The organism is Terriglobus roseus (assembly GCF_900105625.1).
Classification (GTDB): domain Bacteria; phylum Acidobacteriota; class Terriglobia; order Terriglobales; family Acidobacteriaceae; genus Terriglobus; species Terriglobus roseus_B.
The window spans coordinates 3,604,971-3,618,098 of record NZ_FNSD01000001.1 but is presented as its reverse complement, the minus strand read 5'-3'; the positions used below and the strand labels follow the sequence as shown (position 1 = coordinate 3,618,098).

General features: G+C 62.2%; 11 protein-coding genes. 5 read left to right on the top strand and 6 right to left on the bottom strand.

Annotation, left to right across the window (positions count from 1 at the left end):
- Positions 1 to 29 precede the first annotated feature (29 nt).
- On the top strand, positions 30 to 1,067 hold the full coding sequence (locus tag BLW03_RS15070; RefSeq protein WP_074654802.1) for an LLM class flavin-dependent oxidoreductase: 1,038 nt from the start codon (positions 30 to 32) through the stop codon (positions 1,065 to 1,067).
- Between the two features lie 89 nt (positions 1,068 to 1,156).
- Here BLW03_RS15070 and BLW03_RS15065 read toward each other — a convergent pair whose 3' ends face one another.
- From BLW03_RS15065 to BLW03_RS15055, 3 genes are all read right to left on the bottom strand, one after another.
- Positions 1,157 to 1,681 (bottom strand): YybH family protein, encoded by a 525-nt coding sequence (locus tag BLW03_RS15065; RefSeq protein ID WP_074654801.1) that lies wholly within the window; start codon positions 1,679 to 1,681, stop codon positions 1,157 to 1,159.
- 154 nt (positions 1,682 to 1,835) lie between these two features.
- Positions 1,836 to 2,966, bottom strand: coding sequence for an NAD-dependent epimerase/dehydratase family protein (locus BLW03_RS15060; protein WP_074654800.1), 1,131 nt, complete (start codon positions 2,964 to 2,966; stop codon positions 1,836 to 1,838).
- Between the two features lie 197 nt (positions 2,967 to 3,163).
- A complete protein-coding gene (locus BLW03_RS15055; protein ID WP_074654799.1) occupies positions 3,164 to 4,300 on the bottom strand; it encodes an SPL family radical SAM protein in 1,137 nt (378 codons plus the stop codon).
- A gap of 202 nt (positions 4,301 to 4,502) precedes the next feature.
- On the opposite strand from BLW03_RS15055, the gene BLW03_RS15050 reads away from it, so the two are divergent.
- The 4 genes from BLW03_RS15050 (at position 4,503) to BLW03_RS15035 (ending at position 9,436) form a co-directional block, all read left to right on the top strand.
- A complete protein-coding gene (locus tag BLW03_RS15050) occupies positions 4,503 to 6,620 on the top strand; it encodes an EAL domain-containing protein (protein ID WP_074654798.1) in 2,118 nt (705 codons plus the stop codon).
- 39 nt (positions 6,621 to 6,659) lie between these two features.
- Positions 6,660 to 7,571 (top strand): polyprenyl synthetase family protein, encoded by a 912-nt coding sequence (locus BLW03_RS15045; protein WP_074654797.1) that lies wholly within the window; start codon positions 6,660 to 6,662, stop codon positions 7,569 to 7,571.
- Between the two features lie 99 nt (positions 7,572 to 7,670).
- A complete protein-coding gene (locus tag BLW03_RS15040; protein WP_074654796.1) occupies positions 7,671 to 8,045 on the top strand; it encodes a metal-sulfur cluster assembly factor in 375 nt (124 codons plus the stop codon).
- Between the two features lie 158 nt (positions 8,046 to 8,203).
- Entirely contained in the window at positions 8,204 to 9,436 is a 1,233-nt protein-coding gene (locus BLW03_RS15035) for a dipeptidase (protein ID WP_074654795.1), read from the top strand.
- A gap of 204 nt (positions 9,437 to 9,640) precedes the next feature.
- On the opposite strand, the gene BLW03_RS15030 is transcribed toward BLW03_RS15035, so the two are convergent.
- Genes BLW03_RS15030 through bshC form a run of 3 tightly spaced genes read right to left on the bottom strand, consistent with a single transcriptional unit; the run spans position 9,641 to position 13,071 of the window.
- Positions 9,641 to 11,047 (bottom strand): glycoside hydrolase family 28 protein, encoded by a 1,407-nt coding sequence (locus tag BLW03_RS15030; protein WP_074654794.1) that lies wholly within the window; start codon positions 11,045 to 11,047, stop codon positions 9,641 to 9,643.
- Between the two features lie 51 nt (positions 11,048 to 11,098).
- Positions 11,099 to 11,416 carry a hypothetical protein gene (locus BLW03_RS15025; RefSeq protein WP_074654793.1) on the bottom strand — a complete coding sequence of 106 codons (318 nt, stop codon included), beginning with the start codon at positions 11,414 to 11,416 and terminating at the stop codon, positions 11,099 to 11,101.
- Between the two features lie 29 nt (positions 11,417 to 11,445).
- Positions 11,446 to 13,071 (bottom strand): bacillithiol biosynthesis cysteine-adding enzyme BshC, encoded by a 1,626-nt coding sequence (bshC, locus tag BLW03_RS15020; RefSeq protein WP_074654792.1) that lies wholly within the window; start codon positions 13,069 to 13,071, stop codon positions 11,446 to 11,448.
- Positions 13,072 to 13,128: the final 57 nt, after the last annotated feature.

Sequence of the window (13,128 nt, the reverse complement as noted above, 5' to 3'; positions counted from 1 at the left end):
TTTTGCTGTCATGTCGCATCCTAAGACACATGCAAATCGGAATCGACAGTTTCGCCGCGCTGGTCGCGGACCCCATCACCGGCGCCATGCCCACTGCCGCGGATCGCATGAAGAACCTGCTGGAAGAAATCGAGCTCGCCGACCGCGTCGGCCTCGACTTCTTCGGCCTGGGCGAGCACCACCGCGAGGAGTATCTCGACTCCGCACCCGCCGTCATCCTCGCCGCCGCAGCCGCACGCACGAAGCAGATACGACTCGGCTCAGCTGTAACCGTCATAAGCGCAGCCGATCCCGTCCGCGTCTTCCAGGAGTTCGCAACGCTCGACCTTATCAGCGGCGGACGCGCGGAGATCGTCGTGGGACGTGGCTCCTTCGTGGAGTCCTTCCCACTCTTCGGCCTGAAGCTGGAGGACTACGACGACCTCTTCATCGAGAAGCTGGACCTGCTGCTGACGCTGCGCGACAGCACGAATGTGAGTTGGAAAGGCAAGCATCGCGCCGCGCTCACCGGCCAGGGCGTCTATCCGCGCCCGCTGCAGGCAAAGATCCCCATCTGGCTCGGCGTCGGCGGCACACCGCAGTCGTTCGCACGAGCGGGCGCACTGGGTCTGCCGTTGATGGTCGCCATCATCGGCGGTGAACCGCACCGCTTCCGTCCGCTGGTCGATCTCTACCGCGAGGCCGGCGCACGCGCTGGCTACAAGCCGGCAGACCTGAAGGTGGGCATTCACGCACTGGGCTACGTTGCCGACACCGATCAGCAGGCTGCCGACGAGTTCTTCCCCGGCTACGCCGCTGCCTTCACCAAGATCGGCAAGGAGCGCGGCTGGCCGCCGGTTACCCGCCGCCAGTTCGACGCACTCCTGCAGCCTCGCGGCGCACTCATGGTCGGCGGTCCGGAGACCGTCGCAGCCAAGGTGAGGCAGATGAGCGACGACCTGGGCGGCATTGACCGCATCACCTTCCAGATGTCCGTCGCAGCCCTGCGCCACAAGCCACTGCTGCACGCCATCAATCTACTCGGCAGCAAGGTAGCACCAATCCTGCGCGGAACCGTGAGCGCGTAAGTCATCGATGCAAAGATCGGGGTGCCCCATCCTTTCCGAAGCAAAAGGGTGGGACACCCAGGCTTCCCGCGATGAGCGGGCGAAGCGACTTAGGACGGGCGAGGATTCGAAGAGTAAGTGATCGCCGCGATGCGCCAGCCATTGGCACCCTTTACCAGCTGCCACGTCTCGCTCCCGCGATTCTGCTCCTTACCGTTAATCAGAAAAGCAAAATCGAAGTAGACCGACGCAATGGTGCCATCCGTGGATATCTTCAGGTTCGTGTGCGTCGGATTGAAGTTGTCCTTCGTGGTCGAAACGAGCGAAGCGAACGCCTTGTAATTTGAGATTCGGACCTGCACCGCATCGGGCTTGGTCTTCTTCAAGCGTGCGAATGCTTCATCGCTCAGGACGTTGACCCAAGTGGCATCCGGCAGGAACAAAGCCGCAAGGCGATTGCCATCACGCCCGACGACGGCATCATGGTAAGCCTGCATCAGGGTCGGCACGTCGACCGTGTCTTGTGCGACGGTGTCACGCAAATTCGCAGTCGGAGTGGGTGCAGCAGTCTGTGCGGTAACGCTGCAGGACAGTGTCAGCGCAACGAGCAGGGGGGCGAGATTAAGACGGTTCAAGGAAACTCCATGCAACGGGGTTCGAATTCGACCTGCAGCGTCGACGCGGTGTCAGCGCTGAATCTACGTGCAGCATATGGATGCGCTCGAAGAGGGAAGGCTGCGTGAAAAAGCCTCGCCACGAGGGCGAGGCTCAGCTGATTTCAGAGCGCGATTACGCCTTAACGCTCTGCACAATCCCCTTGGCGCGCAGGCCTGCTTCAATCTCGCCGAAGTAATCCTTGACCGGCCCCTGTGTCATCACCCAATCGATGTAACGACCGATCCCCTCTTCGACGGTGACCGAAGGCTTGTAGCCGATGGACTGGATGCGGCTCGTATCCGAGATCAGCGAACGGATCTCGCCGGGCCGGAACTCGCCGCGGGCCAGTGGCGCAACATTCCTGCCCAGCTTGCGCGCGATCATCTCGGCCAGGTCTCGCACCGACGTTGCTACGCCGCTGCCGACGTTGACCGGCAGGCCATCCAGCGCAGAGGTCTCCGCCACCATCAGGTTTGCACGCGCGATGTCTTCCACGAAGCAAAGATCGCGTGTCTGCCCACCATCCTCGTACATCACCGGCGGCAGGTCATTCAACAGTCGCGTGCAGAAGATGGCAATGACGCCCGTGTACGGATTGAACAACGATTGACGCGGCCCATACGTGCACGAGTAGCGCAGCGCGACCGTCGGGATGCCAGTCTGCTTGCCCCACAACAGCACCAGGCGCTCCTGGTCGAACTTGGTGAGGCCGTACACCGTCTCGCCACCGCCCGGCGTACTCTCCGGTGTCGCGATCGACGTCGTCGCCTTACCGCAGATTGGGCAATGCACCGCAAAGTCCCCCGCACGCAACTGCTCTGCCGGCCGTAGCTTCGGCACAACGTCTCCATGCTCCGGACACTCGGCTGCTCCCTCGCTGTAGACCGCCTGCGAACTGGCGACGACCACCTTCTTCACCGGCAGCTTATGGTCGCGAATGATCTCCAGCAACTGCGCGGTGCCAAAGCTGTTGACGAGCACATACTTTGCCATCTCCGGCATGTAGCCGCCGTACGCAGCTTCATGGAAGACCACATCAATGTCCTCAAGTGCGGACCGCATCGTCTCGTAGTCCTGGACTTCGCCCAGCCGAAACTCCGCAGCGGGATTCACCCATGCGGGCTTGCCATGCTTGTGCGTGTTCGGTTCCAGGTTGTCGAGGATGCGGACAGTCCATCCCTCGCGAATCAACAAATCGACAAGGTGCGATCCAATCAAACCGGCGCCGCCGGTTACAAGTGCGCGCTTTCCGTGCTCTGCCATAGATACCCATCCTAGATGCCGCAGGCGCGCCAGCCGGCCGCCCGGTCTCCTTCGCTCTCAATTCCCTTGTCATCCTGAGCGAACGAAGCGCAGCGGAGTCGAAGGATGACAGGGGTGGGTGGCGTGGGCGGAATGCAGGTCCCTCGACACCGCTGCGCCCCGCTCAGAATGAAAGGGCGCACTTCACGATCTGCAGCTCACCCAAACAACCTCCCCTGCGCCTGCGGAGACCACGTCGAAGCCGCCCGCTTCTTCTCCTCACCCGCATCACGCGTCAGCAGGGCATCCGTCATTCGCTCGCGCAGGTTGTGCCGCGTGCATGCTGCGGACACCAGTGCGCGCAGGCGCTCGCGGTAAGGCCGTGCGGCAAAGTCCATGTCGCGAAACTTTTCCGCGTACAGCACCTGCAGATGCGGAAAGTGCTCCCGGACGAACTCAAAGTACGTGGGCCGCGAACACGGCTTCAGGAACAGGGGCATGCCCGCAAAGAAACTGGCATCCGCCCGCTTTGCCAGCGCCGCCATGGCATCGATCGCCTCGGGAGTGTCGGTAATGCCTGGCAGCAGCGGCGAGTTCAGAATCCCCGTCCGAATCCCCGCCCTGCGCAGTCGCGACACGGTCTGAAAGCGAAGATCCGGCCGTGGCGCGCGTGGCTCCAGCTTGCGCGCCAGGTCCGCATCCGGCGTTGTGATCGTGATGTGCACCACCAGCGTCGACCGACGGCCGATCTCCTGCAGCAGGTCGATGTCCCGTTCGATCAGCGTCGACTTCGTGACGATACCCAGCCGCAGGCCGTCCCGCCGCGCCATTACCTCCAGCAGGCTGCGCGTTACACCCAGCCGGCGTTCAATCGGCTGCCAGGGATCAGTTGCGGTGCCCAGAGCGATCTCATCATCGGCCCTGCCCTGCCGCGCCAGGCGGCGCAAGTCCTGCTCCAGCAGCCACGCCGCGTTCTCCTTCACGAAGATCTGTCGCTCAAATGCCTCGGGTTGCCGCAGATCCATCACCGAGCCGGCCTCTCCGGCGTCCGCCAGTACGCCACGGAGCGGCTCGTCCCCTGCCGCGGGCGCCAGGAACTCGTGCGTGTAGCGGGCATAGCAGTAGCGGCAACCAAATTCGCAGCCACGATAGGGATTGATCGACCACGCCATCCACTTCAGGCGCTTGGACACTGAGTGATTCAGAATCGATCGCACCGCCAGCGAGCGGAACTCGACATCGTGCCCCGCATCCACGTGTTCGCTCTCTGCCGCCATGCGCCCCAGGCCGCGCGGTGCCTCCGCCTGGGTGGCAAGGATCGGAAAGAGTGCCGCCCGCTGCTCGTATTTCGCCATTTGTTCGCCCCTCAGACGCACGGTCAGGCTATGCTGAATCGCCGAGCCCGGTCAAGCGTCAAACGGCATATCTGCACAGCGGAAAGTGACCTCCAGTCGTGGGACCTTCGATCCCGGACGACCGTTTGGGTAATTCCCCAGACGGAGAACATGAGATACCATCCGCGAGTACAAACAAATATGTTCGTGAAACGGAATTCCTTTGAAGGTTCCCTACAATCTGCGCGACCACGACAGGTTCCATCTGTTGGTGGACGCGGTCCAGGACTACGCCATTTATATGTTGAACTTAGAAGGCGACATAACGTCCTGGAACACCGGTGCGCAACGAATTAAGGGTTACAGCGAGGCCGAAATTATCGGCCGGCACTTTTCCGTTTTCTTTCAACCAGAAGACGCGACGAGCGGTCAGCCGGACGCCATTTTGGCTACCGCGCTCAACCGCGGTCGCTACGAGGGTGAGGGCTGGCGCGTCCGCCGGGACGGGTCCACTTTCTGGGCTTCCGTTGTCGTGACGCTGATGCGGGACGAAGACGGTACGCCCGTCGGCTTCGCCAAAGTAACGCACGATCAGACCAGGTACCGGCAGCAGCAGCTGGCGCTGGAAGCCACGGAGCGCTCCATGCAGGAGGAGCGTGACCGGCTGGAGGTAACGTTGCTGTCCATCGCGGACGGTGTCATCTGTACCGATGCAGAGGGCCGCGTGACCATGATGAATCCGGTCGCGGAGGCAATGACGGGATGGCCGCGCGAGGAAGCCATGAGCCATCCGGTTGAAGAGGTCTTCGACCTCTTCCTGGAAGAAACCCGCATGCCCGTCCGCAATCCTATCCGGGATTGCCTGTTACACAATCGCCCCTTCTATCTGCAGGACGGCGTCTCGCTGCGGGTCCGTAACGGCCCATCGCGTGACGTGCAGGACTCCGCCGCGCCCATCCACGCGCATGACGGCAGGATCGCCGGTGCGGTTCTCGTCTTTCAGGACGTCACCCGGATGCGATCTATCCAGCGCGAGATCGCCTTCAGCTCCACACATGATGCGCTCACCCTGCTTCCCAATCGGCGCCAGTTTGAAACGGCCCTGAATGAGTCGCTGATGCGAACCATCTCCACCGGAACGCGAAGCACCGTGTGCTTCCTGGATCTGGATCGCTTCAAGGTCGTGAATGACACCGCCGGCCATACCGCAGGCGACGTCTTGCTCAAATCCGTGGCGGAGCTGCTGACGCGCCACGTGCGGACGACAGATGTGATCGCACGACTTGGCGGCGACGAATTCGCCATCATCCTGGAAGACTGCACGCCCGCCCAGGCTGAGCCGACGTTGCAGAGGATTATGGATGCGATCAGCGCGCTTGGTTTCGTGTGGGAGGAGCGCTCCTTCCCCATCTCCGCCAGCCTTGGCGTAGCTGAAATGACAGATAAGAGCGACATCGCCAACGTGATGAAGCAGGCCGACGTCGCCTGTTACGCGGCGAAAAACGCCGGTCGCAATCACATGAGCGTCTATCACCCGGACAATGGCGAGGTCTACGACCGCCATCACCAGCTCCAGGTAGCCTCTGAGATTCGCGACGCCATCCATGCCAATCGCTTCACGCTGCTTGCCCAGCCCATCGTGTCCACCCGCGGTGAGACTGCGCCACGCTATGAACTGCTGCTGCGCATGCAGGACCGCAAGGGAGAGATGATCTCGCCCGGCAGCTTCATCCCGGCGGCCGAGCGCTATGACCTGATGGCGGACCTGGATCGATGGGTGCTGACGCAGGCGTTGGAACGCCGCGGCGCAGCGCTGGCCGCCGTTCCAGACCTTCAACTCAGCATCAATCTTTCAGCGAACTCACTGAATGATGCGAAGTTCCTGCCCTTCTTTCTCGACCTGCTCCAACGGTCGCCGCTGCAGCCCTCGGCCCTGACCTTCGAGATCACAGAAACATCCCTCATCAACAATCTGCTGAATGCAAGCGCCGTAATCGAGAAGGTGCGATGTACAGGATGCAAAGTTGCGCTGGACGACTTCGGCATTGGCATGTCCTCCTTCAGTTATCTGCGCAGCTTTCGCGTGGACTTCATCAAGATTGAAGGCAGCTTCGTCCGCAACATTCCGCAGAGCGCCGTCGACATGACCATCGTTCGATCCATCAACAACATTGCGCACGAAGTTGGCGCGCAGACGATCGCGGAGTTCGTTGAAGATGACGAGATTCTTCAGCGCGTAACGGAGCTTGGCATCGACTACGCGCAGGGCTACGCCGTAGGTCGGCCCGAACCGATTGAGTCCCTGCTGACGCAGCCAGCGGTCCCTGCCGGCGCCTGCTGATAACCTGGCCCGCGGCACCGGTTATCATGGGTCCAAGCCATGAGTTTTGATTACGCGCAGCTCGTCAAATCTGGAATCGCACTGACGGACGCTGCGCTTGAGCGCTTGCTGCCCGAAACCGCCACACAGCCTCACAACATTCACAGGGCCATGCGTCACTCCGTCTTCGCTGGCGGCAAGCGTCTGCGGCCGCTGCTGGTGATGGAAAGCGCGCGCATGATAGCCGGCGATCTGCCGGACGGCGCCGCGGATGTTGGCGCAGCCATCGAGATGCTGCACACCTACTCGCTCATCCATGACGATCTACCCGCGCTGGACAACGACGATCTGCGCCGCGGCAAGCCAACCTGCCACGTCGTCTACGGCGAAGCCATGGCGATTCTGGCTGGCGATGCGTTGCAGACACTCGCTTACGAGACACTCGCGAAGCTGCCCGGCGATGCCGCAGCGAAGATCGAGATCGTCAAGGAAGTAGCGGTCGCCACCGGGACTGGTGTGGGCTCCGAAGGCCTTGCACCCGGCATGATCGGCGGCCAGGTGATGGACATCGAAGGCGAAGGTCAGAAGCCGACCGCAGAGCTTGTCGAAGCGATCCATCGCTCCAAGACAGGCGCACTCATCACGGTCTCCATCGTTGCAGGCGGCCTGATCGGCGGAGCTTCCGTCGAAGAAGTTACCCACCTGCGCCGCTTCGGTGAGCGCGCCGGCCTCGCCTTCCAGATCGTCGATGACATCCTGGACGTCACCCAGAGCAGTGAAGAACTCGGCAAGACCGCCGGCAAAGACACCGCAAGCGACAAGGCCACATGGCCGGCTGTCTTCGGACTCGATGCCTCGCGCGAGACCGCAGCGGAACTGCTGCGCGACGGCCTGGCAGAGCTCGACATCTTCGGCCAACGCGCCGATGCGCTGAAGGCCGTAGCCCGCGCGCTCGTCGAGCGCACCAACTAGCGAACGCGAGTTCACTGCCCGGGCCGCATGGACCTCAGCAGTGAACTCGCAGATGCCAACCCGTAAGTGCCAAGCCGCAATACCGCAAGCTCGCTAACTATGAATTCCGCACCCACCCAGGACGACATCCGCGAAGCCCTCCGCGTCTGCTTTGACCCGGAGCTGTCCGTGAACATCGTCGATCTTGGCCTGGTCTACAGCGTTGACATCCAGCAGGACACCGAATGGCCCGGCTTCCAGCCGCGCTATGTTCCACACGTCGTCATGACCATGCGCGCACCCAGCGAGGAGCGGGAGGCCATGCTGATCGGCCAGGTCAAGAACCGCCTCGCCGGCCTTCCCGACGTCAGCCGCAGCGAAGTCACTCTCGTGTGGGAACCAGCCTGGACCGCCGACCGCATGAGCGCCGCCGCGCGCCAGCAACTCGGCCTCGACCGCGCACCGAGGCAAGGCCTCGTCACCATCAAACTCTAGGTCCGCAGTGAGACGAGAGAGCCGCCCCATAGGTGAGCCTCGCGCAGTGCGCCCCTCTCACGTTCAGGCGCTCCGTCGCAACCCCACACGCACTCAAGGGAATCTGCGACCGCTCCCGACCGTCCAACGCTATGATCACTTCGCAGATTGGAGCTCGGATGAAGTCTCAGGCAGGCGCGTCAAGGCGGCGTTTCCTCGCAACCGCAACCATGGCAACAGGCGCCGCACTGCTCGCGCGACGGTCAGGATGGGCTATTGGCACGATCGACCCGAAGGTTTCCGGCATCGTTGCCAACATGATCGGCATCGACACCCACAACCACGTCGACCTCCCGCTCACCGCAGCCGAGATGCCTGGACCCGATATCGACCTCGTCGGCGAGATGAAGAGATCCGGCCTGTCCGCGATCTGCATGACCTTTGCCACGGACTACCAGCAGGGCGATGCCTATGACCGCTTCCTTAAGGGGCTGGAGGCCGCGGACCATCAGTTGAAACGCAGCGGAGTGAGGCGCTCACTTTCAGTGTCAGACATCCGCACCGCGCACAAGCAGCAGCAGCCAACCGTGGTCCAGTCGGTGGAGGGTGGCCACTTCCTGCAGGGTCGCGTCGAGCGAGTGGAAGAGGCCTATGGTCGCGGCCTGCGACACCTCGGCCTGCTGCATGACAGCGATGCCACCGTGGCACTCGGCGACGTCTACACCAACACGCCGAAGTACGGCGGCCTGACTGCCTTCGGTGCCTCTGTCATCAAGGAGTGCAACCGGCTGGGCATGCTCATCGACCTCGCCCATGCCGACACAAAGACGACGGAGGCCGCACTCCGGCTCAGCACGCGCCCCGTCATCATCTCTCACACCGGCCTGGACACACAGCTCGGAGACAACCCGCGTATAGCCCAGATGATGCGCCCGCGCCTCATCAGCAAAGAACAGGCAACGATGGTCGCGAAGGCGGGTGGCCTGGTCGGTGTCTGGACGCATCTGGCCGATACACCACTCGCCTTCGCGCAGAACCTTCGAGCCATGGCCGACGTCATCGGCATCGATCACGTCTGCATCGGCACGGACACCAAGCTGACCCAGCCCGCACCACGTGGCCCCGGCGGACCGCCTCCGGGTGGTGGGCCTCCGGGTGGACCAAAGCCCGATGGCAGCCAAGGCGGTCCTTCGCAGGGTGGTGTTGGCGACGGCATGCCGGGCGGCCCTCGTCCCGGACCACAGGGTGCACGAGCCGGCGAACGCACCAACTACGCATGGAACGGCCAGACAGAAGGGTTCCTCTACGTCGTCGTCGACGCGATGCTCAAGACCGGCTTCACCGCCGATGAGATCGCAAAGATCGGCGGCGGCAACTATCTCCGCATCTTTGGCCAAGCCGTGAAGGCCTGAAGCCAACCTTCCCTCTCCATCATTGTCATCGTGGAGTCATTGGACAAGCACGGGATGGGGTGCCCCGTGTCTCCCGTCTGAGACATAGGCCAGCGCCGCATGCACTCACGGCACTCGTGACCGCACTGGTGGCACTCGGTGACCGTTAGCCGGGGCAAGGCAAGAGTCGTAAGGGGGCGGCTGAAGCGTGCCCTTACGATTCTGCTAATCCGGAATCTTCACATTCCCCGGATGCGTCTTCTGCCCGGCGACATACTTCACCGCCCCCAGACCCGCAATGCCGGTATTGTCCTCAGACTTCAACGTGCTGCCATCCGCCACGGTCAGGTGAATCTCACTCAACTTGAGTCCCTTCGTATTTGCGATGGAACCGGCAGTGTTCGCTACAACGTTTACGTGGTCGATCTGGAAGTTATCCAGCGTTGCATTCGGGTACGCTGCCATGTCGATGGCCGTCTCCGCGTCCCTTGCATCGATGTTCCAGAAGTGAACATCATGAAAGTGCGCCAGGCCCTGCGCCTCTGGGACCTTTGTGGTGAGCGGAATCCAGTACGGCGGCACGGTCTTAGGATCGGTGCCGGCAGGCAGCGCGGTGTAGCTGTACGCGGGGTTCCAGTTCAGCGTCACCTTGATGGGTGTCTTCACACCATCCAGGTGCAGATCATGCACGCGCAGGTTCTCGCCAAAGCCGCCGCGAACCTTCGCGCTCTTGATCAGCACGCCATTCGTTACGCCACGCATCGCGGTCAGGTTGTATGCCTCGATGTTGCGGAAGCCGCCCGAGGTCTCGCTGCCGAACGTAACAGCCGCGGCGCCGGTGCGGATCAGCGAGTCACGCAGGACTACGTTGTACGTTGGCCGGTTCACACGCAGACCATCGGAGTCGCGGCCAGCCTTGAGGCAGAGGGCGTCGTCATTCACATCGATGTCGGCATGCTGTACCAGCACGTCGTGGGAGCTGTCGATGTCGATGCCGTCCGTCGACGGGCCCTTGCCGCCCTCATTGTTGCGAATGGTCACGTGGTCGATCGTCACGTCATGCGAATAACAGATGTGTACCGTCCAGAAGCCTGAGCGCGTGAGAGTCGGTCCATCCAGCTTGACGTTCGAGGAGTCGAAGACCTGGATCAGCCGGGGCCGCTTCGCGTCGTAGTCGCTGGCCCAGCGCAGCCCCTTGGGCTCATACTGCGCGCGCAGATCCCAATAGCTCTTCCACCAGTACGAACCGTCGCCGTCGATCGTGCCCTCGCCGGTGATTTGCACGTCGGTCTGCTTGTAGACGTTGACCAGCGCGGCCGGCCACGTCATCTCAATGCCTGCGATGCGCGTCGGCATCAGCGGGTACGCATCAAGCGACTGAATGCCGCGCAGCGTGACGCCTTTCGGGACATCCAGCCGGGACCCGCTCTTCACAAAGATCGAACCGATGCGGTAGGTGCCGGGCTTCAGCGTGACGGTGTCGTGTTTGCCCGCAGCAGCATCCAGCGCCTTCTGGATCGCCTTCGTATCGTCGGCCACACCGTCGCCCTTGGCGCCAAAGTTATTCGCTGTAACGGTAGCCGCATGTATCGGCAAGGCAAATGCAAGCAACAGAAAACTGAGACGATTCATTGAAATCACCTTAAGCACATAAACGCTTTGCAATGAACTACTTGCAGGAAATCAATCGAGGTCGAATTCGCGCAGTGGTTTGCCCGTATCCGGAGACTCTTTTGCCTTGCGAAAGGCCTCTTCAAACTTGGCGGATAGGATGCTGTCGCGGTTCTTCTGCGCCTCAACCGACTGCGCAAAGATACTGTCGCGCCGGGCGTCCTGCTCTCGCGCAGCCTTCGCAGCCGAGCCCAGATCCTCAAAGGTGCGCTTGCGCGGAGCCGGCGTGTGGGAGATGACGGATTGCGTCACCGGGTCAATGCGCAGCATGGCGCCACAGTCCGGGCACGCCACCTCAAAGCCGATTTCCTTGGTTTGCTTCTTCGCCATACGCAGAGGATTCTACGCGAAGCATCGAACTAGATATCGAACACCCTATGGCCGGGACAATCCTGCTCGCCGTTCTCAACCAGAAGGTTCGCGAGATCACCGGTACTAAGCGCGAGCAGTTGAATGCCGGCCAGCAGCCGCTCCTGCACGATGCCCTTGGGGAAGAGGTTCAGCGTGATGGCGTCAGCATGCTTGCGCAGATGGGCTTCGCGCTCCAACTGCCAGTTGGCAGCCAGCCGACGCAGGCGGTTCATCTGGTAGCGCATCTTGTTGGCGGCTACTCCAGCGGACTTGCCCAGATTGGGATCCATCGCGGACATCCAGCGTTCAACGTCCTTCAATTCCTCATCGAGCGCATTGCCCGCAGCGGCAATCTTGCGCTTGCCTTCAATAGGCATGGCGCGGGCCGCAAGGCGCTGCGAGAGTTCATCGCTCGTCACCAACGCATCGCGCAAGGTCAGTTCATGGCGATCCATCACAGTTCGAATCGCAGGCGGTACCAGCGTCGCAGAGAGACGCGGCAGAGCTGGAGTCGCTGCCCCCAGGATGGCCTCAAAGATCGGGCGGCACTGCGCAAAGTAGGCAATCTCCGCCGGTCCGCCGACGTAAGCGGATGTGGGCAGGATCGCGTCCTGAAAGATGGGCCGCAGCAGCGCATTCGGGCTCAGGCGCTCGGGTGAAGTCTCCAGGATCGCGAGCAATTCCTCCGTGCTGTAGTCGTGGGTTCCGGCCTTCCAGGCACGCTCGCCGCTTGCCTGCTTCGGACGGCGCAGGGGCAAGCGCTGCCCGTGATCGTCCACCAGAAACAAGAGGGTTGAGTCATCATTCACCAGCACCTGCGAGCTGTACCCCGCTGAGGCAAGCTCCGCACCGCGCGTGGTGACAGCGACATGCAGCTCGTCCGCGTGCTCAATGGCGTAGCGAAGAACGGGCGCGCCCATGGCGTGGAACGCACGCGTGCTGGCATCGATGACGATCAGGCCATGCTCGCGGAAGACGCCAGTCAGAAACTTGCCAAAGGCGGATGCCAGCGTGTCCGCCGGGGTGTAGGTCTCGCGCAGCAGTTCCGTGATGGGCGCGTAAGCCAAAAGCTCTTCGGCCTGTGCAACGACTGCTTCAATCTGCGGACCGAGCTTTAGGTCGCCAACAGGCTGTTGCTTGTGGTCGGCGAAGGTCGAGCGGAGCGTCTCAACGCCGTGCTTACCCAGCAGGGCCACCTGATTCACTTCGTCCAGGTCATGGTCTTCGGTAGCCATCCAGAAGACAGGAACGTGCGGCACTCCGGCTTCGCTGGCCACCTGTGCTTTCCGGATCGCTGTTGCGGCCTTTAGCAGCGTGAGCAGCGGTCCGCCAAACAGTCCAACCTGTTGCCCGGTCACAACGGCGCGAGCGCCGTCCCGCAGCTTGTCCAGGTTGGCAAAGGTCGACTCACCCGCGTTGAAGCCGACGGCCTGCGCGGTAAGGGTATCCACCAGTAGCTTGCGATCCGGCTGCAGCGACGGCTTTGTGCCCTGCTTCCAACGGTCGTCGAAGGGGCTGCTGGCGTAGAACCGGCGAATGGGCGCGTCGGCCGGCGCGGTACGCAGTTCCGTGTACTCGCGAAACAGCTTCGCCAGGTGCGGAAGGACAGTGATCGGGTAACACTCTACGCTCATACTCGAAGGGACTCTTCCGCTTGGCTGGGACCCGATATAGGATGGCACGGCAATGCG

Coding starts and splice junctions, on each gene's coding strand:
- BLW03_RS15070 (WP_074654802.1), top strand. CDS start 30: ATGCAAATCGGAATCGACAGTTTCGCCGCGCTGGTCGCGGACCCCATC.
- BLW03_RS15060 (WP_074654800.1), bottom strand. CDS start 2,966: ATGGCAGAGCACGGAAAGCGCGCACTTGTAACCGGCGGCGCCGGTTTG.
- BLW03_RS15055 (WP_074654799.1), bottom strand. CDS start 4,300: ATGGCGAAATACGAGCAGCGGGCGGCACTCTTTCCGATCCTTGCCACC.
- BLW03_RS15045 (WP_074654797.1), top strand. CDS start 6,660: ATGAGTTTTGATTACGCGCAGCTCGTCAAATCTGGAATCGCACTGACG.
- BLW03_RS15040 (WP_074654796.1), top strand. CDS start 7,671: ATGAATTCCGCACCCACCCAGGACGACATCCGCGAAGCCCTCCGCGTC.
- BLW03_RS15035 (WP_074654795.1), top strand. CDS start 8,204: ATGAAGTCTCAGGCAGGCGCGTCAAGGCGGCGTTTCCTCGCAACCGCA.
- BLW03_RS15030 (WP_074654794.1), bottom strand. CDS start 11,047: ATGAATCGTCTCAGTTTTCTGTTGCTTGCATTTGCCTTGCCGATACAT.
- BLW03_RS15025 (WP_074654793.1), bottom strand. CDS start 11,416: ATGGCGAAGAAGCAAACCAAGGAAATCGGCTTTGAGGTGGCGTGCCCG.
- bshC (WP_074654792.1), bottom strand. CDS start 13,071: ATGAGCGTAGAGTGTTACCCGATCACTGTCCTTCCGCACCTGGCGAAG.